21 protein-coding genes, 1 other RNA gene and 1 pseudogene are annotated in these 22,049 nt (G+C 63.3%); 18 read left to right on the top strand and 5 right to left on the bottom strand.

The window, feature by feature from the left end; genetic code table 11:
- The first annotated feature begins 246 nt into the window (after positions 1 to 246).
- Both Q4E25_RS05405 and Q4E25_RS05400 read left to right on the top strand, forming a co-directional pair.
- Entirely contained in the window at positions 247 to 1,986 is a 1,740-nt protein-coding gene (locus Q4E25_RS05405) for an alkaline phosphatase (protein ID WP_303154865.1), read from the top strand.
- Between the two features lie 135 nt (positions 1,987 to 2,121).
- On the top strand, positions 2,122 to 3,330 hold the full coding sequence (locus tag Q4E25_RS05400; RefSeq protein ID WP_303154862.1) for a S1 family peptidase: 1,209 nt from the start codon (positions 2,122 to 2,124) through the stop codon (positions 3,328 to 3,330).
- A 167-nt stretch (positions 3,331 to 3,497) separates the two neighbouring features.
- Here Q4E25_RS05400 and hisN read toward each other — a convergent pair whose 3' ends face one another.
- Together hisN and Q4E25_RS05390 are read right to left on the bottom strand one after the other, a co-directional pair.
- Positions 3,498 to 4,277 carry a histidinol-phosphatase gene (gene hisN, locus Q4E25_RS05395; protein ID WP_303154860.1) on the bottom strand — a complete coding sequence of 260 codons (780 nt, stop codon included), beginning with the start codon at positions 4,275 to 4,277 and terminating at the stop codon, positions 3,498 to 3,500.
- A complete protein-coding gene (locus tag Q4E25_RS05390) occupies positions 4,270 to 5,106 on the bottom strand; it encodes an inositol monophosphatase family protein (RefSeq protein ID WP_303154858.1) in 837 nt (278 codons plus the stop codon). Before Q4E25_RS05390 ends, hisN begins: the two co-directional genes overlap by 8 nt.
- A gap of 60 nt (positions 5,107 to 5,166) precedes the next feature.
- Here Q4E25_RS05390 and prfB point away from each other — a divergent pair, with 60 nt between their 5' ends.
- From prfB to Q4E25_RS05365, 5 genes are all read left to right on the top strand, one after another.
- Positions 5,167 to 6,282 carry a peptide chain release factor 2 gene (gene prfB, locus Q4E25_RS05385; protein WP_303154857.1) on the top strand — a complete coding sequence of 372 codons (1,116 nt, stop codon included), beginning with the start codon at positions 5,167 to 5,169 and terminating at the stop codon, positions 6,280 to 6,282.
- 79 nt (positions 6,283 to 6,361) lie between these two features.
- Positions 6,362 to 7,051, top strand: a complete 690-nt coding sequence (gene ftsE / locus Q4E25_RS05380) for a cell division ATP-binding protein FtsE (RefSeq protein WP_303154855.1) — start codon at positions 6,362 to 6,364, stop codon at positions 7,049 to 7,051.
- On the top strand, positions 7,052 to 7,954 hold the full coding sequence (ftsX, locus tag Q4E25_RS05375; protein ID WP_303154853.1) for a permease-like cell division protein FtsX: 903 nt from the start codon (positions 7,052 to 7,054) through the stop codon (positions 7,952 to 7,954).
- Positions 7,955 to 8,036: 82 nt separating this feature from the next.
- Positions 8,037 to 8,540, top strand: a complete 504-nt coding sequence (gene smpB / locus Q4E25_RS05370; RefSeq protein ID WP_303154852.1) for an SsrA-binding protein SmpB — start codon at positions 8,037 to 8,039, stop codon at positions 8,538 to 8,540.
- Between the two features lie 82 nt (positions 8,541 to 8,622).
- Positions 8,623 to 8,982 (top strand): DUF488 domain-containing protein, encoded by a 360-nt coding sequence (locus Q4E25_RS05365; protein WP_303154849.1) that lies wholly within the window; start codon positions 8,623 to 8,625, stop codon positions 8,980 to 8,982.
- Positions 8,983 to 9,005: 23 nt separating this feature from the next.
- Here the strand turns inward: Q4E25_RS05365 and Q4E25_RS05360 are convergent, their stop codons facing one another.
- Positions 9,006 to 10,205: a septum formation initiator gene (locus Q4E25_RS05360; protein ID WP_303155011.1), complete on the bottom strand. Its 1,200-nt coding sequence runs from the start codon at positions 10,203 to 10,205 to the stop codon at positions 9,006 to 9,008.
- Between the two features lie 322 nt (positions 10,206 to 10,527).
- On the opposite strand from Q4E25_RS05360, the gene ssrA reads away from it, so the two are divergent.
- Positions 10,528 to 10,906: a transfer-messenger RNA gene (gene ssrA / locus Q4E25_RS05355) on the top strand.
- A gap of 124 nt (positions 10,907 to 11,030) precedes the next feature.
- Here the strand turns inward: ssrA and Q4E25_RS05350 are convergent.
- Positions 11,031 to 11,162 (bottom strand): annotated as a pseudogene (locus Q4E25_RS05350) (IS256 family transposase); the annotation flags it as partial.
- A gap of 310 nt (positions 11,163 to 11,472) precedes the next feature.
- Here Q4E25_RS05350 and Q4E25_RS05345 point away from each other — a divergent pair.
- From Q4E25_RS05345 to Q4E25_RS05330, 4 genes are all read left to right on the top strand, one after another.
- Positions 11,473 to 11,733, top strand: a complete 261-nt coding sequence (locus Q4E25_RS05345; protein ID WP_303154848.1) for a hypothetical protein — start codon at positions 11,473 to 11,475, stop codon at positions 11,731 to 11,733.
- Between the two features lie 395 nt (positions 11,734 to 12,128).
- Positions 12,129 to 12,899, top strand: a complete 771-nt coding sequence (locus tag Q4E25_RS05340) for a hypothetical protein (RefSeq protein WP_303154846.1) — start codon at positions 12,129 to 12,131, stop codon at positions 12,897 to 12,899.
- Entirely contained in the window at positions 12,824 to 13,231 is a 408-nt protein-coding gene (locus tag Q4E25_RS05335; RefSeq protein WP_368502608.1) for a phage tail tube protein, read from the top strand. The genes Q4E25_RS05340 and Q4E25_RS05335 overlap by 76 nt, the downstream gene beginning before the upstream one ends.
- A 31-nt stretch (positions 13,232 to 13,262) precedes the next feature.
- Complete coding sequence (locus tag Q4E25_RS05330; RefSeq protein WP_303154842.1) at positions 13,263 to 13,634, top strand: PH domain-containing protein; 372 nt, start codon at positions 13,263 to 13,265, stop codon at positions 13,632 to 13,634.
- A 66-nt stretch (positions 13,635 to 13,700) separates the two neighbouring features.
- On the opposite strand, the gene Q4E25_RS05325 is transcribed toward Q4E25_RS05330, so the two are convergent.
- The gene (locus tag Q4E25_RS05325) at positions 13,701 to 14,252 is read right to left on the bottom strand and encodes a hypothetical protein (protein ID WP_303154840.1); all 552 of its coding nucleotides are present in this window, start codon (positions 14,250 to 14,252) and stop codon (positions 13,701 to 13,703) included.
- Positions 14,253 to 14,604: 352 nt separating this feature from the next.
- Here Q4E25_RS05325 and Q4E25_RS05320 point away from each other — a divergent pair, with 352 nt between their 5' ends.
- The 6 genes from Q4E25_RS05320 (at position 14,605) to Q4E25_RS05295 (ending at position 21,713) form a co-directional block, all read left to right on the top strand.
- Positions 14,605 to 16,191, top strand: coding sequence for an AbgT family transporter (locus Q4E25_RS05320; RefSeq protein ID WP_303155009.1), 1,587 nt, complete (start codon positions 14,605 to 14,607; stop codon positions 16,189 to 16,191).
- 50 nt (positions 16,192 to 16,241) lie between these two features.
- Entirely contained in the window at positions 16,242 to 17,654 is a 1,413-nt protein-coding gene (locus tag Q4E25_RS05315; protein WP_303154839.1) for a M20 family metallopeptidase, read from the top strand.
- A 197-nt stretch (positions 17,655 to 17,851) separates the two neighbouring features.
- Entirely contained in the window at positions 17,852 to 18,871 is a 1,020-nt protein-coding gene (locus Q4E25_RS05310) for a siderophore ABC transporter substrate-binding protein (protein WP_303154837.1), read from the top strand.
- A 19-nt stretch (positions 18,872 to 18,890) separates the two neighbouring features.
- The gene (locus Q4E25_RS05305) at positions 18,891 to 19,913 is read left to right on the top strand and encodes an ABC transporter permease (RefSeq protein ID WP_303154835.1); all 1,023 of its coding nucleotides are present in this window, start codon (positions 18,891 to 18,893) and stop codon (positions 19,911 to 19,913) included.
- Entirely contained in the window at positions 19,903 to 20,961 is a 1,059-nt protein-coding gene (locus tag Q4E25_RS05300; RefSeq protein WP_303154833.1) for an iron chelate uptake ABC transporter family permease subunit, read from the top strand. The genes Q4E25_RS05305 and Q4E25_RS05300 overlap by 11 nt, the downstream gene beginning before the upstream one ends.
- Positions 20,958 to 21,713: an ABC transporter ATP-binding protein gene (locus tag Q4E25_RS05295; RefSeq protein WP_303154832.1), complete on the top strand. Its 756-nt coding sequence runs from the start codon at positions 20,958 to 20,960 to the stop codon at positions 21,711 to 21,713. The genes Q4E25_RS05300 and Q4E25_RS05295 overlap by 4 nt, the downstream gene beginning before the upstream one ends.
- Positions 21,714 to 22,049 lie beyond the last annotated feature (336 nt).

Below are 22,049 nucleotides of genomic sequence, written 5' to 3'. Positions count from 1 at the left end.
TTCCTGTGATGAGTTGCTTTATGCGAAAGAGTTGAAAGGTCAGAAAACAACGCGGAACCGCGCGCTGTACAGGCGCACAGCACACGGATCCACGGTGTGACCGTCCTACAAGACCATGGCTAAGTGAAGCCTTGGTTAATGCCGTGAAAACCCCGCGAGAATTATGAATAAAATGCCCCCGATGTGGGGGAATGTACCGTAACGCCCGCGTTGAAAGGCGCTGCAGCCAACCCTAAGTTAACGGTCATGTCTCAATCTGCCGGCCAGAATCGGGCCACCTCTGAAGAAAATTCCAGCTCCTCTCGCGTCTCTCGCCGTACCGCCCTGCGCTGGGGTGCCACTGGCGCTACCACCCTTGCCGCGGGCTACGGTCTCAGCGCCGCCGGCGCCCAGGAAGGCAGCTCCCGCCTTGCGCCGCTGGAGGAGTACAACAAGTACACCAACTCCACGCTGCCTTTCCTACACGGCGTGGCCTCCGGCGATCCGCTGCCCACCTCCGTGGTGCTGTGGACGCGCATTACCCCGGACCGCGACTCCCTGCCGGGCTCCGGCCTAGGTGAGGACGTCACCGTGGAGTGGGAGATTGCCACCGACGAGGGCTTCGGCAACATCGTGGACAACGGCGAGGAAACCGCTACCGCGGAGCATGACCACACCGTGCACGTCGATCCCTTCGGCCTGAGCCCGGAGACCGTGTACTACTACCGCTTCCGCGTGGCCTCCGGCGCGCACGCTGGTGCCGTCTCCCCGGTGGGGCGCACCAAGACCGCCCCGGACGTCAACTCCACCCCGGAGCGCCTCAACTTTGCGGTGGCCTCCTGTGCCAACTACGAGTCTGGCTTCTTCTGCGCGTACAAGGACATGGCCGAGCGCGGCCGCGCCGGGGAGATCGACTTCGTGGTCTTCCTGGGCGATTACATCTACGAGTACCCCACCGGCGAATACGCGGGTAAGAAGGGCGTGGCCCGCCCACACCACCCTGTGTGGGAGATCACGACTCTGGAGGATTACCGCATCCGCTACGGGCGCTACCGTACCGATATGCACCTGCAGAACGCCCACGCCGCTGCCCCCTGGGTTGTGGTCTGGGATGACCACGAGGTGGCCAACAACAACTGGCGCGAGGGCGCGGAGAACCACACCCCCGGCGAGGCCGAAGGCGAGTGGACCCGCCGCTGGAACGACGCGCTGCAGGCCTACTACGAGTGGATGCCCCTGCGCCAGAAGCAGCTCAGCGAGGGCGGAAAGCTCTACCGCAACCTGCGCTTCGGCTCGCTCATGGAACTGACCATGATGGATCTGCGCAGCTACCGCGATGAGGAGACCACCTCCGCGCACTTCAACGACCCGGACCGCACCCTGCTGGGAAACGAGCAGCTGGCGTGGCTGCGCGATACCATCTCCATGTCCGATGCCACCTGGATGGTCATGGGCAACTCCGTGATGATGGCCCCGATGCGCCTGCTGACCATCCCGGGCAATGACGCGGCCAACCACGGCCTGCAGTACATCAAGGGCAGCACCTCCGGCTTCGCCCTCAACTCCGACCAGTGGGACGGCTACACCGCGGAGCGCGACCGCGTCCTCGAGGCCCTCGACGCCCGTGAGGGGTATTCCTTCTTTGTCACCGGCGATATTCACTCCGAATGGGCAAATGACATTTATCTCGGTGAGAAGCGCGTGGCGTGCGAAATGGTGACCACGTCCATTTCTGCACCAAATGTCGATGAAATTCTGACCACTTATACCGGCGTTTATCACGCGGAAGACAATTCCACTTCTCACATCGTGGAGGACGCGATTAAAAGCGCCAACCCCTGGGTCAAGCACCTCGACTATGACTCCCACGGTTACGCTGTGGCGAACCTTTACGCGGACCACGTTGACATGAACTACTACCGTGTTTCCGATGTTGAGGACCCCGAGGCCAGCGTGTCCCTCGCCGTGACCAAGACGTGGAAGCCGGAGGAGGGGTTTACCGCCTAATACACCCGAAGTCTGGCAATCGTGTAACGGCTTGGACACAGTCTGCGCGCACGCGTGTCCACGCTGGGGGAGGCGTGACACTATGGATGAGTACCGTCATCCAGCTTCGACATAATTGAAGAGAGGTCTCCTTTTATGAGAAAAATTCCGCACCTTAAGAAAGTCCTCGTGGGCTCGGCTTTCGCGGGTGCGTTTTTCTTGGGCAGTCCGGCCGCGGGCGCCCAGGAACTTCCCACCCTCCCCGAGATTGACTCCGCGGGCTTCGTGGAACAGGCGCGCTCTGATCTTGCTAGCGTCGGCGTCCAGACGGCGCCGGTGGATTCCGCACTGACCGATAGCGTTGATGCCGCCGTCAACGGCGCCGTGCGCAACGCCAGCGCCGCCGCAGCTGCCGCCTCCGCACAACAGGCCGGTGCTTTCCCGCCGCTGACCGTCAACGCCGAGGACGCCGTCCAGGGCGCGGCTGAAAGTGCTGCACAGAACGCCGCCAACACCGCGCAGAAGTACGCCGAGAAGTACGCGGAGCCGCTGACCAACCCACACCCCATCGGGTTACTCGAGCAGGCCACCCAGCCTGAGTTCAAGCCGCAGGGCACTGACCCGAACTACGTGTGGAAGAACGACGGCTTCTCCAAGCTGGCCGCCGGCAAGCCGCAGGCGGACTACATTCTGCACCGCGTTCCGGGCTCCTTCTTCGATGCCCCGCGCATCGCAGACGAATCCACCGAAGGCCTCAACAAGGGCACCTCGGTCTACGGGCCGGGCACCCCGCTCTACATTGGCCAGGACACCATGTGCACGCTGACTGCCGCCGGTACCGACGCCGAGGGCCGCAAGGTGGGCATTACCGCTGGCCACTGCGGCAACGTGGGCGATTCCGTCTCCTCCGCTGATTCCTGGCAGGTCGGACCCACCGGCACCGTGGTCTCCCGCAATGACTACCTGGATTACTCCGTCATCGAGCTCGGCTCCAAGGCCACCGTCACCCGCAGCTACAACGGCGTGACCGCCTCCGAGTTCGGCGGCACCGTTGCCCCGGGCACCGTCACCTGCAAGCGCGGCGTGGCCACCGGCACCACTTGCGGCATGACCTACACCCAGGGCAAGGAAGTTCAGGTCAACCAGGTATGCGCCATGGTGGGTGATTCCGGCGCGCCGCTCATGCGCGATGGCCGCATCGTGGGCTCCGTGACCCGCGGCCTCTTCCCGGGCCTGCCGGGCTGCTCCACCCCGTGGCAGGGCGTGCTGCACAACCCCACGGTGGCCACCAACACGGATGCCATTGTTGCTGACCTCAACCGCAAGGGTGGCGTGGGCGCAGGCTTCACGCTGGCCCGCGATTAGTACGCACCGGGTGAGATGAGTACAAGCTGAAGAGCTGAAATGACAGAAAGGAGGGTGTCGCCAAGCTTGGCGACACCCTCCTTTTTCTCCCCCCCCCTGCTTCTTGCCCCTGCTCGGGGCTGGGGTTGGGGCTGAGGTTGGGGCCTGTTCGGCTCCGGGGCCTGGGGCTAACCCAGTGCCTTGAGTACTGTCTCATGCAGCAGCCCGTTGGAGGCCACCGCGGAGCCGCCGTGCGGGCCGTCCTCGCCGGCGAGGTTGGTAAAGCGTCCGCCGGCCTCGGTGACCAGCAGGGCGGGGGCGGCCAGATCCCACAGGGAGACCTCCGGCTCCGCGGCGACATCCACCGCGCCCTCGGCCACGAGGCAGTAGTTCCAGAAGTCGCCGTAGCCGCGCAGGCGCCAGGTCTCGTCGGTGAGGCTGACAAAGGCATCGCGCTTGCCGCGCTCCTCCCAGCCAGCCAGGGAGCTCATGGCCAGCGAGGCGTGCTCCAGGTCCTTGACCTCAGAAACTCGCAGGCGGCGCGGCTCGCCGCCGAAAACGCGGTAGGCACCGGCGCCCTTGGCGGCGTACCAGCGGCGTCGCAAAGCAGGCGCGGAGATCACGGAGACCACCGGTTCGCCGTCCTCCAGCAGCGCGATGAGGGTGGCCCACACCGGCACGTTGCGCACGAAGTTCTTGGTGCCGTCGATGGGATCGATGACCCACTGGCGGCCCTCGAAGGAGGGCTGGCCGCCGAATTCCTCGCCCAAGACTTCGTCGCGCGGGCGGGAGCGCTTGAGGGCCTCGCGCACGGCCTTCTCGCAGGCGAGGTCGGCGTCGGAGACCGGGGTCATGTCCGGCTTCTCCTTTACGGAGAGGTCGCTGGCCTCGAAGCGCTGCATCGTGATGGAATCGGCGTGCCCGGCCATCTCCAGGGCCAGGCCCAGGTCTTCTTTGTACTTACCCACGGAGCAACTCCTCCATCTGATCAACAACCTGCTTGTTTCCGGCAATACACCAGCGGGTGCCGCCGGCCTCCACCGTGCGGGCCGCGCCGCCGGCGGCCTCCACCAGCGCCTTGCCGGGGAACCAGTCCCAGTCCGCCACCGAGTGCTGCATCCACGCGCCCCAGGTGCCCTCAGCCACCGAGGAGAGATCCACCGAGCCCGCGCCGAGCATGCGCACGGTGGCAAAAGAGGAGGCCACCTTCTGCCAGGCCTCGCGGATCTCCGGGTTGGCAATGGAGGTGGGGTGCAGGTAGGTGGACAGGGAGAGTGAGGAGGCGGGGGCGCAGGCAAGCTGACCCAGCTCCTTGCCGTCGAGGCGGGTGGGGTAGTCGCGCCCACCAAACCACGTGTAGCCCATGGCCGGGCGGTGCACGGCGCCGAAGAGCACGCCGGAGTCATCGGTCAGCGCCAGCGCGGAGCACCAGTAGTCGGAGCCGGAGGCGAAGTTGTAGGTGCCGTCGACGGGGTCGATGACCCAGGTGCGCCCGGAGGTCGAGGGGCGGGAGGCGCCCTCCTCGCCGAGCAGGCCGTCCTCGGCGCGCAGCGCCTCGAGCACCCCGGCGACGAAGCGCTCGGCGGCGTGGTCGGCATCGGTGACCACGTCGGAGACGGAGGTCTTCTGCTCCACGTTGACGCCCTGCTCGCGCAGGCGCCAGGCCAGGCGCCCGGCGTTGTAGACGAGCGCCTGGGCTAGGTGCTCATCGGAGTCCTCGGCGTGTGCGACGATGAACGTCTTGATGACCGCGTCGATCATCTCATTCAAGCTCGGCTGTTGAGTCATGGGCTTCATTGTCCCGCTAAACGCGTCCGATGGCTAATCAAGACAGCACAAACAGTAGAGTAGGGGGCTATGCGCCCGGAACAAACAGCACGTCTTGAGGAATTGGACTCTACCCTGACCACCATCGAAAAGGTCATGGATCCTGCGTCTTTGGCCGCGGAGATCCGCGAGCTGGAAGCGCAGGCGGCAGACCCCTCTTTGTGGGATGATCCTGCGCACGCCCAGCAGGTCACCTCCGCGCTGTCGGCCGCCCAGGCCAAAGTGCGCAAGCTGGAGTCCCTGCGCGGCCGCGTGGAGGATCTGCCCGTCATGGCGGAGCTGGCGGAGGAGGAAGGAGACGCCGAGGGAAAGGCGTTGGTCGACGACGAACTGGATGAGCTCACCGCCGCCATCGAGGCGCTCGAGGTGACCACGATGCTCTCCGGCGAGTACGACGAGCGCGAGGCACTGATCAACATCCGCTCCGGGGCGGGCGGCGTGGATGCCGCCGACTGGGCGGAGATGCTCATGCGCATGTACACCCGCTGGGCGGAAAAGCACGGGCATAGGGTCGACGTCTATGACATCTCCTACGCGGAGGAGGCCGGCATCAAGTCCGCCACCTTCGTGGTGCACGGCGAATACATGTACGGCCAGCTCTCCGTGGAGCAGGGCGCGCATCGTCTCGTGCGCATCTCTCCCTTTGATAACCAGGGTCGCCGCCAGACCTCCTTTGCCGAGGTAGAGGTGCTGCCAGTGGTGGAGCAGACGGACTCCATCGAGGTGCCGGACTCCGAGGTGCGCGTGGATGTCTACCGCTCCTCCGGCCCGGGCGGGCAGTCCGTGAACACCACCGACTCCGCCGTGCGCCTGACACACCTGCCCACGGGCATCGTGGTGACCTGCCAGAATGAGAAGTCACAGATCCAGAACAAGGCCTCGGCCATGCGCGTGCTGCAGGCCAAGCTCTTGGAACGCAAGCGCCAGGAGGAGCGCGCGGAGATGGACGCGCTGGGCGCGGGCGGCAACGCCTCCTGGGGCAACCAGATGCGCTCCTACGTGTTGCACCCGTACCAGATGGTCAAGGATCTGCGCACCAACTACGAGGTGGGGGATCCGCAGAAGGTGCTCGACGGCGATATCGACGGTTTCCTCGAGGCGGGTATCCGTTGGCGGGTGGCGCAGGAGCAGGCTGCGGAAAACTAGCAGGGAAGACTAGCGGGGAAGGCTGGCCGCGACGTCTCGGCGGTTTCGCTTGTTAACTCATGTTGCTAATGTTTCTAAAGTGATCACCTTCGAGAATGTGTCCAAGATCTATCCGACCTCCACGCGGCCGGCGCTCGATGATGTCTCCTTCACAATCGAGGACGGAGAATTCGTCTTTCTCATCGGTCCCTCCGGCTCGGGCAAGTCCACCTTCCTTCAGCTCATGGTCCGCGAGACCAACCTCAGCTCCGGAAACATCCACTTCGATCGCTTCCACGTCAATGCTCTCAAGGGCAAAGAGATCAATGCCTTGCGGCAATCCATCGGCTACGTCTTCCAGGACTTTCGCCTGCTGCCCAAGCTCAACGTCTACCAAAACGTGGCCTTCGCGCTGGAGGTGATTGGCAAGAAGAAGAACAAGATTGCCAAGGCCGTGCCCGAGGTGCTCGAGATGGTGGGCCTCGGCTCCAAGCAGCACCGCATGCCGCACGAGCTCTCCGGCGGTGAACAGCAGCGCGTGGCCGTGGCCCGCGCCTTTGTCAACCGCCCCAAGCTGCTGCTTGCCGACGAACCCACGGGCAACCTCGATCCCGCCACCGCAGCGGAGATCATGGCGCTGTTGGCCCACATTAACCGCCGCGGCACCACCGTGGTGATGTCCACCCACAACGCCCGCGCGGTCAACGAGGCGCGCCAGCGCGTGCTGGAGCTGCACAACGGCACGCTGGTGCGCGATGAAACCAACGCGCTCTACGGGGAGGCGATCTAAATGCAGACAGGATTCGTGCTGCGCGAGGCCCTCAAGGGCCTGGGCCGCAACCTCACCATGACCATCGCCATGGTGATCACCACCGCGATCTCGGTGGCCCTTGTCGTCGCCGGCGTGCTGGTGACCACCATGACCAGCGACACCAAGGACATGTACCTTGACAGCGTGGAGGTCATGGTTCAGCTCAACGACGACATCACCGTCAACGACCCCGATTGCGCCACCCCGGCCTGCGCGGACCTGCGCGCCACCTTGGAGGGAGACGATCGCGTCGAGTCCGTGGAGTACCGCGACGCGCAGGCCTCCTACGAGCGCTTCGTGCAGATGTTCTCTGAGTCTGACCCCGAGCTGGTCAAGGAGACCTCCCCCGACGCCCTGCCTGCGGCCTTTCACGTGCGGCTGAAGGATCCGACGGATTCCGCGCCTATCGACGCGATTGCCGAAGACCCCGCCGTAGCCGGCATCGTGGACCAAAAGGACGAGGTCAACAGTGCGGCGAGCAACCTGGACGCCATCCGCAACGCCACCTTCATCCTGGCGGCCGTCATGGCGGTTGCCGCCATCTTCCTCATCGCCAACATGGTGCAGATTGCCGCCTTCAACAGGCAGCGCGAGACCTCGATCATGCGCATGGTGGGTGCCTCCCGCTGGATCACGCAGGCCCCCTTCGTCCTTGAGGCCGTGCTGGGTACGCTCATCGGCGTGGTGGTGGCCGGCGCCGGCGTACTGGCCGGCAAGGCCTTCGTGCTGGATCCCGCCCTGGAGAATCTCTACCGCCAGCAGCTCATTGCGCCGATGCACAGCTCCGACCTGTGGGTGGCCCTGCCCCTGGTGGGCGTGGTTGCGCTGATCATCGCCGCGCTCACGGCGCAGGTGACCATGCGCGCTTACGTCAGGGCCTAGGGGCAGGGCCCAGGCGCGGGGTCAAGGGGCCCGCCACGCAGGTTAGGCTGCTGCGCGCAGCGTGCGTATAATGACCTGCACTATGGCGAAGAAGGCAAAGAAGAAAAAGGTGGCCGGGGACAACAATGCAACCCTGGCCACAAACCGCCGTGCCCGCCACGACTACAAGATTCTGGACACTCTCGAGTGCGGCATGGTGCTCGTGGGCACGGAGATCAAGTCGATGCGCGAGGGTAAAATCTCTCTGGCGGATTCCTTTGCCACCATCGACGATGGCGAAGTCTTCATCCGCAACCTCCACATCCCCGAATACTCCCAGGGCACGTGGACCAATCACTCGCCCAAGCGCACCCGCAAGCTGTTGCTGCACCGTCGCGAGATTGACAAGCTCATGGGTCAGGTGCGCGACGGCAACAAGACGCTTATCCCGCTCAAGGTCTACCTCAAGGACGGCCGCGCCAAGTGCGAGCTGGGTCTGGCCCAGGGCAAGCAGGACTACGACAAGCGCGAGGCCATCAAGCGCCGCGATCAAGACCGCGAAATTACCCGCGAACTCGGCCGCCGCGTCAAGGGCATCAACGCCTAGGGGGCCATACTTCCCACCCAGTGCCCCGCACGGCTCGACCCAGTACGTCGAAGGCCTACGCCCGCGGGCGTAGGGTGGGGCCATGATCTATACAGCAAAGGTTCATGATCTGATCAAGGGGGAGGACGCCCCGCACGGCACCGTGGTCTTGGTGGATAGGCTCTGGCCGCGAGGGGTATCCAAGGAGGACTTCCACTACGATCACTGGCTCAAGGATGTCGCGCCCTCTCCGGGACTGCGTAAGTGGTGGAATCACGACGCCGATAGCTTCGAGGAGTTTTCCCGGCGCTACCGCGCGGAGCTGGATGAGGCGGGCGATGATGGAGATGTGGCCACGCTTGCGCAGCTTGCCCGCGCCAATCTCACCCTCTGTTTTGCTGCCAAGGACAGGGAGATCAACCACGCCACGGTGCTCAAGGCGTGGTTGGAGGAGCGCTCCTAGCTCAACAGGCCTCGTTGGGCCCTTTAGTTGAACAGGCCCCACACCGCGGAGCCGACGGCCACTAGGCCGGTGATGACCACGAAGTAGTTGGAGACGCGGCCGCGGAAGCGGGCCAGGGCGTCGACCTTGTGGATGGCGTACATCGGCAGCAGGTAGAGGATGGAGGCGATGAACGGGCCGCCGATGGCCTCGATGAGGCCCAGAATGGAGGGATCCAGGATGGCTACGATCCACGCGGTGATGAAGATGAAGCCGTGCATTATGGAGGTCACAGCCTTGTCGCTGAGCTTCTCCTGGGCGCCCGGGATGATTTCACGTATGAGGTAGCTGCCGCCCTCCGTAGCACCCAGCACGTGGCCGAAGTAGGAGGAGATGATGGCGATCATCGCGATGATGGGGGAGAGGAAGGCCAGTACAGGAACACCGGTGACGTTGGCCAGGTAGGACAAGACCGGCAGGTTCTGCTCGCGGGCCTCGGCCAGGCCGTCGGCGCCCAGGGTGAGGGTGCAGGACCACACGAAGAACATGGTGAAGACGGTGAGCAGGATGGCGGTGATGGCCAGGGTGCGTGACGCGTTCGCTGACGCCTTTTCCTTGCCGTGAGTGTTGACCATGGCCAGCGAGAACTGGGAGATGGCCGGGGAGTGGTTGAAAGCGAAGACCAGTACAGGGATGATCAGCGCCACGGCGCCGACGATGCGCCAATCGTTGTTGCCCACCTGCATGAAGGAATCAATGTCCCAGCGCGGGATGAGGTAGAGCGAGAGCGCGCCCAGGCAGAAGATGAGCGGGTAGACCAAGAACTGGGTGACGATGAGTACGATGCGCTGGCCAAAGGCGAAGACCACGGTCATGATGCCCACCAGGAGGAAGGAGAGCAGCGGACGCGGGATGCTCGGGCCGTGGAACTGGTTGACGATGAAACTATCGACGGTGTTGGTGATCGAGACACCGTAGATGAGCACGATGGGGAAGATGGCCAGGAAGTAGATGACGGAGATGATGAAGCCGGCGGTTTTGCCGAAGTAATCGGTGACCACGGCGGTGATGTCCTCGCCTTGGCGCGGGGAGGCACAGATCATGTGCGCGAGGCCGCGGTGGGAGAAGTAGGTCATGGGGCCGATGAGGATGGTGGCCACCAGCAGCGGCCAGAAGCCGAAGCTGCCCGCGTTGATGGGCAGGAAGAGGATGCCGGCGCCGACGGCGGTGCCGAAGAGGGAGATCGCCCACGCGGAGTTGGAGGTGTGCTGCGCGGATGACGTCGTGGTGGTCCCGTCTGCGGTGGCTGTCTCGGCGTGTGCGCCGGTGTGCTGTGGAGCTTTATCCACGAATTCTCCTTTGAACGTGGGGCAAGAACGATAATGACCGCTTAATGCTAGCAGGTGGGATGTGAGCAAGACCTCTTTTGTTCAACAATTGTTTCTGCTGCCACCCTAGCGGGGGTGCGTTGAGGCGCCGGGGCGCATTCTTGCGGGAATGCCCGGTGGTGGGCTAGCGTTATACGGACTGTAGAGAAGGCACAATCCCGCTCTACAGAAGTGCACTGGGGTCGACTTGGTTTCGACTTCGTACACTGAGCCAGGGGAAGCGTGCCGGTGCAGGCTAGAGACCACCGTAAGCGTCGTAGCAACCAATAAACGCAGAGAAGAACTCTCAGCGTGACTACGCCCTCGCTGCCTAATTTCAGCGACGCGTGTCTGTCAGCCCAGGTTTAGTTCCTGACCTGGATCCTGGCATCGACTAAGGAACTTGCTCCGCCGGCGTGTTGTTCCGCCGGTGGGGGACTTTCAGAGCAACTGGGCCCATCATCCGGAGCGTGTTTGCCCGAGCCGGAGGGCCGAGTAGAGATCCCGCGCAGACTGCGCACGGAGAAGCCCTGGCGAGGTGGCGAAGGACCCGGGTTCAATTCCCGGCGGCTCCACCGATGAGGCCCCTCACTTGCTGTTGATGCAGGTGAGGGGCTTTCTTTTCGTTTCGCTTAAGCCGCTTTCTGGGTTAAACGGCAAAATGTGTGTCCGGCCGGCGTGTCGCAGGGGGTTAGATTTGGCCTTTTGGATGCCGATTGAGTGCGTGTAGTTGGTGTCGATAGCGTTGTCGTAGAGGGCTGGTCGTCCTGTGTCAGGGTTGGCTTGGTTCTCGTTGTGGGGCAGGGTTTGTACTTTGGCGAGTTGGTCCTGGCCTCAGCAATGCCGAGGTCGAAGAATGATCTACTAGTAGCGTCACCCCGAACTTCGAGCTGGGAAACGCCTACAGTCAGAATTGCGTGAGGGTGAGTAACGCCGCGGAGATGCAGGCCAGGGGCTATAACCTCATCGTCGGTGCCGGGGCGGCGCCGGTAGACATCCGCACGCAAAAGTTAATAGGCGGTAGTAATGGCGGTACAGCGCTAGCCTATGGGTGGCGTACCCTTGACGGTAAGACCCGCCGTTTCTTCCAGCCCCCGAGGTTGGGAGTAGAAAAGCCGCCGTTAATCGTGAAACAGTGCAGGTAGTGGCTGACAATGTGCCAGATGGGGCGCGCGGCGTGATATATGGTGTGTACCAGAGGGCTGACTATGGTCATATTTGGAACTGGGAGAAGGTTGATGGTGAAATCAAGTTTTTCGAGTTCCAGACCGGCCAAGGTGAGGTAGATGTCGCGAGTAAATTACGGCCGTTCAAGGCTGGCAGAATCCGCGTGGTACGGCTGGACGATATGACGCCGACTGAGGAAGTGCTGTTCGTGCTGGGCGATCCGACCCTACCCGGGTGACGAGAAGGACAATTGAGCGATGGATAAACATGAAGCGTTACGCAGGGCTAGGCGCGAGTACGGAGGCGTATTCGGTGAGGCTGATAGGCTGCCGTCTGGTGCGTGGGTCGTGTGGCCTAGCAGCGGTGCTCTGGGCCCTGGCCCGGTGGTAGTGACCGCCGTTGAGACAGTCATGTACGGCTCGTGCTTTGATGAGTGGCCCAAGGAAGTGCAGGAAATCGCCCTGGCTGTGACTGATGAGGCGGGGGATGATGCCAGCGAGGAAGGATCCGGTGTGCTAGCCGTGGTGCCCGCACCCAGTAGAGACTGACCGCCACCCCACGTGTGTGAAACTCACGCGTGTCACCGCCAAGGCGCGGGACACTGCATATGACCAGCGCACAAAAGGGGAGGCAATGGACACCACGGAGAACTCGGAGCAGGCAACCACCGACGCGGTAGCAGCTGACAACAGCACCACCGTGCAGGACACTGGCGAGGACACCACTCAGCCGACCGCAGCTGACGGCACGCCCAATGAGGAGATTCAATCCCTCCACGCTGAGCTTGAGAAGATGCGCGCGGAGAACCGCAAGCTGAAGGATGAATCCGCCGAGCGCCGAGTCACCGCCAGGGAAGCCAAGGAGCAGGCCGCGAAGCTACGCCAGGTGGCGCAAGCACTCGGCTTCGAAGCCGCCGACGATGACCCGGAGGCGATGCTGAAGGCCGCGCAGGCTGAGGCGCAGCTCGACGAGCTAGGCGCCACCGACACCCTCCGCACCCTCGCCCGCAAGACAGGCGCTAACCCGAATGTGCTGATCCCCTACCTCAAAGGCACCGGTAAGCTCCCCAAGTGGGGAGAAGACGATTTCGACGACAAGGCCGAGAAGATTATCGCCAACACCCTGACCACGCTGCCGATGATGCGGGCTAACATGCCCGCCCAATCTTCCGGTGGCACACCTACACCGACTAAGCAGCAGGGGCAGATTACCGCCGCTGACCCCTCCAAGTTACCGCCGCTGACCCCTCCAAGTACATGTTCGTCCGCGGTGTCCGTGACCTCTAGGTCAATTTCGAGACTAATGACACCGACTCCACCACCATTGATATGGACGGCTGGACCGGCACCACTAAGGTCACCCGCTCCCTCACCATCACTGTGGAGTGCAAGTTCGTTATCATGAACAACCTGCCGGTCCTGGAGAAGTCCCAGGAGCTTCTCAAGGTCTCCGGTGAGGAGATCGGCGCCCGCGGTTCCGTCGATGTGCGTGTGTGGCGCACCGATGTGGAAGAGGGCATGGGGCTCACCGCGACCAACAAGTTCAGCACAGCTGGTGGCCGTGAGGATCTGCGCACCTTCACCGCAACCCTGACCAAGCGGCAGCTTTTTACTTTTCCTCACTACAGTGAGCGCGGTTCTGGCGGGGTTGGCGAAGATTGTAGTGAGGAAGAGTCACAAGAATCTATGCGAGGGCGCCGCGTGCGCGGGGGGATGTTTGTACACTTGGGGCGCTGAAAAGAACGGCTGCGAGAAAAGGAGACAACGCATGGAGGCAGCAGCAATCACCGAGTGGATGTTCGTGGAAGAGGTAGCAATTCCGGACGATGTGAATGAGCTACTCGTTCCGGGGGAGCAGCCGTACGCGGCTTTCAAGACCTTCCGGGACTCGGCCATTTTTACCTCCCACCGGCTCATCGTCCGGGACTCGCAAGGTTTGACCGGCAAGAAGATTGAAATCTATTCGCTGCCCTACAGTGCGATCAATATGTGGTCGACTGAGAACGCAGGAAAGCTGCTTGACCTCTCCGCGGAGGTGGAGCTGTGGACCCGTGCGGGGCATATCAAGATCAAGCTGGGCAAGAAGATTGACGTGCGCCGGATTGATTCTTTGATTGCCACTGCGGTGCTGAGCCACTAAGCCCGGCTGTCCACTTCTTTGGCTGCCCCTCTTCTTTGTTTTTGGGGGAGGAGAGGGGTGAGCCTTCTACATCTCGGTGCCGCCGAGTGCGTCGACGATGGTGTGGCAGGCTTCTTCCTCGTCGCAGCCGAAGACCCAGTTCGTGCCGTGGACGAGGCTGTCAAAGAGGGGTGATTCTTCCTCGTAGGCTGGAAGGAGGGCATCGACGGGGCCGTCGGTGAGGTAGCCCACGATGGTGGCGCCGGCATTATTGCCGCACACTGATGTCTCAACGACCGGAGGCAGGCCGGTTTCGGCTGTCTCCTCCGGCGGGGTGTTGGCGGCGTCGCTGGTGTCGCAGGCGTAACCATCGGCTTTCAGTGCGTCAAATGCGGCGGTGAGGGACTCAAGATCGCCACCGTCCGCGGCGGGGGCTTCCTGTTTCGAGTCTGCGTCCCCGGGGCCTTCGTCCTTGGGGGAGTCGTTCGTGGCCGCCTCGTTGGCGGCGCCGACGTTGGAGTCCTCGGCGGCGAAAGCGGCTTGGGGGCTGTCGGTGCTTGCGTCCTCGGAGCCGCATGCGCTGAGGCCGAGGCAGCTGACGCAGCCGAGGGAGAGGATGAGTGCGGGAAGTCGTGACATGCCGCGATTCTATGCATGGCCGGTGGAGGCGTGTCCAGCGTCTTTGTAGAAATGTTGGCTAAATGTATGAAACTGTTCACATTCCGTGATTCGGCGGGGAGGCACCGGGGCGTGAGCCACAGGTGAAAAGATGGTGAAAAATGTGTGACATGGGACACGCTACTGTGTAGTCTGTATTACATTATCGACGCCCAGTCGGCCTCATCGCACCCACGCCGCCGTGCGTGGACCTCTCGACGAGGTTCCGCTCAACCTGAAGGAGAACCCCATGAGCACGTCGAAGAATTCGCCCCAGGGTGCCGCGCCCACCCTGGAGCCCAACCAGGGGGAATCGCCGCGCGGCGGGTCCTCAATGCACAAGAAGGATTCCAACGGGGGAGTGCTGGATAAATTCCTCAACGGAATCGAGTACGTGGGCAACAAGCTGCCAGAGCCCTTCACCATCTTCCTCGTGCTCTTTCTCATTACGGGCGTGCTCTCCACGGTCATGGCGGCCATGGGAGTCTCCGTCATCGTGCCAGGCAGCGGGGAGGAGCAGGCCGTCAAAGGGCTGTTTACCGGTGAGGGCCTGACCTGGCTGACCACCACCATGGCGGCGAACTACATCAACTTCCCGCCGCTGCTGACCGTGCTGCCCATCCTGCTGGCCGTCGGCGTGGCGGAGCGCTCAGGCATGCTCTCCGCACTCATCCGCCAGCTCTTCGGCAGCGCACCGGCCTGGCTGCTGCCCTACGCGGTGGGTGTCATCGGCGTGACCGCCTCCGTCATGGCGGATGCCGCCTTCGTTATCGTGCCGCCACTGGCGGCCATGGTGTTCAAGGCCTCGGGGCGTCACCCGGTGGCCGGCCTTATCGGCGGTTTCGCGGCCGTCGGTGCGGGCTACTCCACCGCGCTGGTGCCGACCTCCCTGGATGCGCTCTTTGCAGGCATTACCACCGCAGTGATGGATACCCTGCCGGGCACGGAAGTGGCCGATGTCACCGCGATGTCTAACTACTTCTTCAACGTGGCCTCTTCCATCGTCTTGGGCGTGCTGGCCGGCTACATCATTGACCGCATCATTGAGCCGCGCATGTGGAGCCAGGAGATCCCCACCGAGGAACAGATCGATCCCGCCGAAGCTGCGCAGCGCGGTGATCGCGACGCCGAGGGCAACGAGCTCTCTGCCACTCTCAACCGCACCGAGGTCAGGGGCCTGGTGTGGTCGATGGTGGCCATGGTCATCCTCACCGTGGTTGTACTGGCCGTGACCCTTTCCCCGGCCTCCCCATGGCGCAATGAGGAAGGCGGCTTCCTGCCCAAGTCCCCGCTGATGGACTCCATCGTCTTCTTGGTCTTTGGGTACTTCCTCATCCTCGGCATCGTCTACGGCGCAGTGGTGGGAACGGTTAAGGGTGTTAAGGACGTGGTAGAGATGATGACCGGCGCGCTCAAGGACATGCTGAGCTTCCTCATCCTGGCCTTCATCCTGGGGCAGTTCGTGGCACTCTTTGCCTGGACGGGTATTGGCACGTACACCGCGGTCAAGGGCGCGGCCTTCCTGGAATCCATCGGGCTGACGGGATTCCCGGCCATCCTCGCGTTCATCGTGCTGGCCTCCGTGCTCAACCTGCTCATCATCTCCGGCTCCTCGATGTGGACGCTCATGGCTTCAGTCTTTGTTCCCATGTTCGCCCTTTTGGGTTACGAGCCCGCCTTCATCCAGGGAGCGTTCCGCGTGGGCGACTCCGCCACCCAGATCATCACCCCGCTCAACCCCTACATGATTGTCATGCTGGGCTTCCTCCAGCGCTACGAGCGCGGGGCCGGCCTGGGCACGTTGATGTCGCGGCTGATGCCCTTCGTCATCCCCTTCTTCCTGGCCTGGGCCATCCTTTTGGCCATTTGGTTCTACGCGGATCTCCCGCTGGGGCCAGGCAATAACATCATGATCGGATAAGCAGGCAAGCGCAGGCGGGCGCAAATAAGTACCGAGGTGAATCACGGACAGTGACGGAAGAACAGGACACAGCACTCCAGCCCTCCACGGCCTACCTGGAGAGCACCACGAAGCTCATCCAGGCGCGCGTGGCCTCCGCTCGAGCACAGGCGGAACCGGTGAAAGCACCATCTGCGCAGGCCAGCCAGCCCGCGAGTGACTCGGGCGCGGAGGCCTATGAGGGGCAGCGGGAGGTATGGGAGGACGTCGCCAAGCGTGGCGAGGCCCACCGTGAGGCGGTGGCGGAGCGCATTGTGATGGATCTGCACGCGCACCCGGAGACCGCCTTCGAGGAACATCGCTCGATGCAAAAGCTCGCTGACCTCGTGGAGGGGCACGGGCACGCCACGCTGCGCGGGGCCTACGGGCTGGAGACTGCCTTTGAGGCCGAGTGGGCCAGCCCTGGCTACGATGTGCAGCGCCACCCCACGGTGGCGATCCTTGCTGAATACGACGCCCTTCCCGGCCTCGGCCACGCCTGCGGGCACAACGTCATCGCTGCGGCCGGAGTGGAGGCCTACCTCATCGCCACGGAGGCGCTGGCGCGCACCGGCATCGAGGGGCGGGTGGTTCTGCAGGGAACGCCGGCGGAGGAGGGGCACTCCGGCAAGGAGTACATGATCCGGCAGGGCAGTCTGGACGGGGTGGACGCAGCGATCATGATCCACGGGTTTGGCTATGACATCGGATCCCATGCCTGGGTGGGCAGGCGGATCATCAACGTCACCTTCCGCGGGGTTGCTGCGCACGCCAGCTCGCAGCCCTTCATGGGGCGCAACGCGCTCGACGCGGCAACGCTGGCCTACCAGGGTATTGGGCTCATGCGCCAGCAGATGCCGCCCTCGGATCGCGTGCACGCCATCCTGCGCGGCGGGCAGCAGCCCTCCATCATTCCGGACTCCGCGCACATGCAGGTTTACGTGCGCTCCCTGGGTACTCGCACGCTCATGGATCTCTCCGCGCGCATTGATGAGATCCTGCGCGGCGCCGCGCTCATGGCCGGGGTGGCGGTGGATATTGAGTGGGATGAGCATCCCATGACCTTGCCCGTGCGCAATAACGAGACTTTGGTCGCCCGCTGGGCGCAGTCCCAGGCCCGCCGCGGGCGCACGGTGCTGCCGGCGGGCACGGTGCCGGACTCGCTGGCTGCCTCCACTGATTTTGGCAATGTCTCCCACCTGGTGCCAGGGTTGCACCCCATGGTCAAGGTCTCACCGGCGGAGGTCGCTTTGCACACCGAGGATTTCGCACGTTGGGCGGCCACGCCCGCGGCTGTCGACGCCGCCGTGGATTCCGCCATCGGGCTGGCCCAGGTGGCCATTGACTTCCTTGCCGATGAGCGCTTCCGCCGCCAGGTACGCGCGGAATTCGACGCCGCGGGGCCGGTGGGCATCGACGAGCTGCTTATGCAGGAAGAGCGCTAGCCCGCTTTCTCGTTGATACGCCCCGCGTTGCAGCAGTTAAGCGCAGCGTGGGGCGTTTCTGCGTGAGCAGGCGCGGGGGAGGGGACAATTAGGAAACACCTGCATGATTGAAAGGCATGCCTAACTTAGGTTAGGCTAGGCGGGTATTGATTTGACGTGCGCACCCCGCGGGTGCGCGTAAAGAAAGGTAAACAGACATGCTCTCTCGTTTCCGCCGTGGACTTGGTGCCTCCGTTCTGGCCGCCTCGCTGGTGCTGACCGGCTGCGCTGCCGCCGAAGACTCCTCGAGCTCCTCGAGCTCGTCGAGTGCCTCCTCGCAGGCCGGCGAGCAGGGCGAGCTCACCATCGAGGACAACCTGGGGCAGAAGAGCGTGCCCATCCCGGTGGGCTCGGCGGCGGTGACGGATAACCGCGCCTTCGCCGTGCTGGCCGAGTGGGGAGTGGACATCACCGCCGCGCCCCTGCGCCTGGTGCCCAAGCCGCTGCGCGATACCTACAACGCCGACACCGTCGCCGTCGATCTGGGCTCCCATAAGGAGCCGGATCTGGAAAGCCTCGTGGCGGCCGAGCCGGACGTGGTCTGGAATGGTCAGCGCTTCGAGCAGCACCAGGAGGACATCGAGAAGCTTGTCGAGGGCACCCCGGTCCTCGACTTCGAGCCGCGCGAAGGCAAGGACTTCTTTGCCGAGCTCAAGCGCCACACCGAGGCCCTGGGCCAGGTCTTCGGCCACGAGGAGGACGCCGCCCAGCTCATCAAGGACTTCGACGCCGCCGCCGAGCGTGCCAAGAAGGCCTACGACCCTTCAAAGAAGGTCATGGCCGTGACCACTACTGGCGGTGACATCGGCTACATCGCGCCAAGCGTCGGCCGCACCTACGGCCCGGTCTTTGACCTGCTGGGGCTCAAGCCCGCACTGACCGTCGCCAACGCCTCCGATGACCACGAGGGCGACGACATCTCCGTGGAGTCCATCGCTGAGTCCAACCCGGACTGGATTCTGGTCATGGACCGCGACGCCGCCATCAGCAAGGAAGGCGAGGAGGTGACCCCGGGCGAGAAGCTGGTCAAGGACAACGCCGCGCTGAAGAACGTCACCGCGGTCAAGGAGAACCAGATCTACGTCGCCCCGGGCGATACCTACATCAACGAATCCATCATCACCTACACCGAGATCCTCAACGCGCTGGCCGATTCCTTCGAGGCCCAGGGCAACTAGATCCTCTCCATAGGAATTCATGACGCACACTGAACTGAAAGTCGCGCACTCGCCTCGCACCGCGGCCACCCGCGCCCCGAGGCGAGTCTCGCGTACGCCGTTGTGGTCGTGGAAGCTGACACTCGGCGTGGTAGCCGTGGTGGCCCTGCTGATCCTTTCCCTCATGGTGGGGGAGTACAGCATTCTCTCCCAAGAGGACGGCTCCCACATATTCCTCACCACCCGTGTTCCGCGCACCATCGCGCTGGTTCTCGCTGGCGCGGCCATGGCGATGTGCGGTGTGATCATGCAGCTTCTCACGCAAAACCGCTTTGTCGAGCCCACCACCACCGGCACCACCGAGTGGGCTGGGCTGGGCCTGGTCTGCTCGCTGATCTTGGTGCCGGGCGCGCCGGTCTACGTGCGCATGGTCGTGGCCGTGGTCTTCTCCTTTGTAGGAACTATGGTCTTCTTCGCGTTCCTGCGTCGCGTGACCCTGCGCTCCTCGCTCATCGTGCCGGTGATCGGCATCATGCTTGGCGCGGTCATCAGCGCGATCTCCTCCTACGTGGCCCTGGCCACCGACACCCTGCAGCAGCTGGGCATGTGGTTCATGGGATCGTTTACCGCGGTCTACTCCGGGCAGTACGAGGTGCTGTGGGTGGTGCTGCTGGTGGTCATCGCCGTCTTCTTCTACGCCGACAAGCTCACCGTGGCAGGTTTGGGAGAGGAGATCGCCACCAACGTGGGCCTGAACTACAAGCGCGTGCTGCTGGTGGGCACCGGCCTGGTGGCCGTGGCCACCGGCGTGGTGACCGTCGTCGTGGGCTCCCTGCCCTTTTTGGGGCTTATCGTGCCCAACATTGTGAGCATGTTCCGCGGCGACGATCTACGCTCCAACCTGCCGTGGGTGTGCCTGCTGGGAATCGGCACGGTGACAGTATGCGATCTCATTGGCCGCACGGTGATTTCGCCCTTCGAGATGCCCGTGTCAGTCATCCTGGGCATCGTCGGCGCGGCGGTCTTTGTCTACCTGATTGTGAGGTCGACCCGTGGACGCTGAGAATGTGCTGGTGGGTCAGGAGGAGGCTGGGCCAAGCAGCGCGAAGAACCGCGCGGTAGGCAGCTTCCAGTCCCAGGCCGCCGCCCGGAAGTACTGGATCATCCTGGGCATCGTGGTGCTCATCGGCGCCGCCTGCGCGCTGGGGCTTCTGGCCTACGGCAACCCCATGGACTTCGGAACCCGCAAGTGGTGGCTCATTGCCGAGCGCCGAGCGGAGGCCGTGACAGCCATGGCCATCGTGGCGGTGTGCCAGGCCATGGCCACCGTGGCCTTCCACACGGTGACTAACAACCGGATTCTTACCCCCTCCATCATGGGGTTTGAGTCCCTCTATACCGCCATCAATACCGCGACCGTCTTCCTGCTGGGCGCCGCCGGCTTTACCGCGGCCCGCCATCTGGGCACCTTCGTGCTGCAGCTGCTTTTGATGGTGTTGCTCTCGCTGCTGCTTTACACCTGGCTGCTCACGGATCGCGCCAACAATATGCACGCGATGCTCCTGGTGGGCATCGTCATCGGCGGCGGGCTGGCATCGCTGTCCTCCTTCATGCAGCGCCTGCTCACCCCGAGCGAGTTCGATGTCCTCACCGCCCGGCTTTTCGGCTCGGTGAACAACGCGGATAGCGCCTACTATCCCATCGCCATTCCACTGGTGGTGCTGGCCAGCGCGGGGCTCTACCTCAACTCGCGCAAGCTCAACGTGCTGGCCCTGGGGCGCGATACCGCCACCAGCCTGGGCGTGAACCACAGGCTCAACGCCGTCTACACTCTGGTGCTCATCTCCCTGCTCATGGCCACCTCCACCGCCTTGGTGGGGCCGATGACCTTCCTGGGATTCCTCGTGGCCACCCTGAGCTATCAGTTCGCGGAGACCTACGATCACCGCCTGCTCTTCCCGATGGCCGCCGCCACCGCGTTTGCCGTCCTCACCGCCGCGTACTTCCTCATGAAGCACGTCTTCTACGCCGAGGGTGTGGTCTCCATCATCATTGAGCTCGTCGGCGGCTCGCTCTTCCTGTACGTCATCATGAGAAAGGGGCGACTGTGATTAAGCTTTCGCAGGTATCCAAGGCCTACTCGGAAAACACCCAGATAGGCCCGGTCGATCTGGAGATCCCCCAGGGCGGGGTCACCGCGCTCATCGGGCCCAACGGCGCCGGCAAGTCCACCCTGCTCACCATGATTGGCAGGCTTCTCGACGCCGATTCCGGCAGCATCGAAGTCGCCGGCTACGACGTCTCCAACACCAAGTCCCAGGATCTTGCGCGGATCCTGTCCATCCTGCGCCAGGAGAACCACTTCATCACCAAGCTCACGGTGCGCCAGCTGGTCAGCTTCGGGCGCTTTCCCTACTCACAGGGCCGCCTCACTGCCGAGGACGAGGAGATCATCTCCCGCTACATTGACTTCCTCCACCTGGAGGAGTTGGAGGATCGCTACCTGGATCAGCTCTCCGGCGGCCAGCGCCAGCGCGCCTACGTGGCGATGGTGCTGTGCCAGGAGACTGACTATGTGCTTCTCGACGAGCCCCTCAACAACCTTGACATCGCCCACTCCGTGGAGATGATGAAGCATCTGCGCAGCGCCGCGCAGGAGTTTGGCCGCACCATCATCGTGGTCTTGCACGACATCAACTTCGCCGCGCGCTACGCCGACTACATTTGCGCGGCCAAGAAGGGGCAGATAGTTGCCTTCGGTTCTCCGGATGAGGTCATGCGCGACGAGGTGCTCACGCCCATCTTCGGCACGCCGATTACGGTCATCGATGGCCCCGATGGCTTGTTGGCCTGCTATCACTGACGCACCGCATGACGACGGTGCTTGACGACGTCCCCAGTACAGCTCATTTCATGCCCTTCCAGGCGGTGCGGAAATCAAGGTTGTGCTGGGGATTTGCTTATTGTTGAGCAAACGGGCTACATTAATCCACGTCGCCGCGAGGTAGCCGAGAGGTTAACGGCCGGTGGCAAACAAGAACTTCTGGTCAAGGATTTGACACAGCTCAATGAATTGGCTAAGTTAGTTCGAGTCGCTCAAGAGAGAAACCGCAGAGATTTAATTGAGGTTTCAATCGGAGCGTACGGATGATGTTTGAGAACTCAATAGTGTGCCAATGTACTTTTTGTGATGGTGTGT

The sequence above is a fragment of the Corynebacterium sp. genome (assembly GCF_030532325.1).
Taxonomy (GTDB): domain Bacteria; phylum Actinomycetota; class Actinomycetes; order Mycobacteriales; family Mycobacteriaceae; genus Corynebacterium.
Note: the sequence above shows the minus strand (reverse complement) of the source record. Positions and strands in the feature narration are given on the sequence as shown.

Excerpts from the sequence above, each read along its gene's own strand:
- Q4E25_RS05405 (WP_303154865.1), top strand. The coding sequence starts at position 247 with ATGTCTCAATCTGCCGGCCAGAATCGGGCCACCTCTGAAGAAAATTCC.
- Q4E25_RS05400 (WP_303154862.1), top strand. The coding sequence starts at position 2,122 with ATGAGAAAAATTCCGCACCTTAAGAAAGTCCTCGTGGGCTCGGCTTTC.
- Q4E25_RS05390 (WP_303154858.1), bottom strand. The coding sequence starts at position 5,106 with ATGAAGCCCATGACTCAACAGCCGAGCTTGAATGAGATGATCGACGCG.
- prfB (WP_303154857.1), top strand. The coding sequence starts at position 5,167 with ATGCGCCCGGAACAAACAGCACGTCTTGAGGAATTGGACTCTACCCTG.
- ftsX (WP_303154853.1), top strand. The coding sequence starts at position 7,052 with ATGCAGACAGGATTCGTGCTGCGCGAGGCCCTCAAGGGCCTGGGCCGC.
- smpB (WP_303154852.1), top strand. The coding sequence starts at position 8,037 with ATGGCGAAGAAGGCAAAGAAGAAAAAGGTGGCCGGGGACAACAATGCA.
- Q4E25_RS05365 (WP_303154849.1), top strand. The coding sequence starts at position 8,623 with ATGATCTATACAGCAAAGGTTCATGATCTGATCAAGGGGGAGGACGCC.
- Q4E25_RS05340 (WP_303154846.1), top strand. The coding sequence starts at position 12,129 with ATGGACACCACGGAGAACTCGGAGCAGGCAACCACCGACGCGGTAGCA.
- Q4E25_RS05335 (WP_368502608.1), top strand. The coding sequence starts at position 12,824 with ATGGACGGCTGGACCGGCACCACTAAGGTCACCCGCTCCCTCACCATC.
- Q4E25_RS05330 (WP_303154842.1), top strand. The coding sequence starts at position 13,263 with ATGGAGGCAGCAGCAATCACCGAGTGGATGTTCGTGGAAGAGGTAGCA.
- Q4E25_RS05325 (WP_303154840.1), bottom strand. The coding sequence starts at position 14,252 with ATGTCACGACTTCCCGCACTCATCCTCTCCCTCGGCTGCGTCAGCTGC.
- Q4E25_RS05320 (WP_303155009.1), top strand. The coding sequence starts at position 14,605 with ATGCACAAGAAGGATTCCAACGGGGGAGTGCTGGATAAATTCCTCAAC.
- Q4E25_RS05310 (WP_303154837.1), top strand. The coding sequence starts at position 17,852 with ATGCTCTCTCGTTTCCGCCGTGGACTTGGTGCCTCCGTTCTGGCCGCC.
- Q4E25_RS05305 (WP_303154835.1), top strand. The coding sequence starts at position 18,891 with ATGACGCACACTGAACTGAAAGTCGCGCACTCGCCTCGCACCGCGGCC.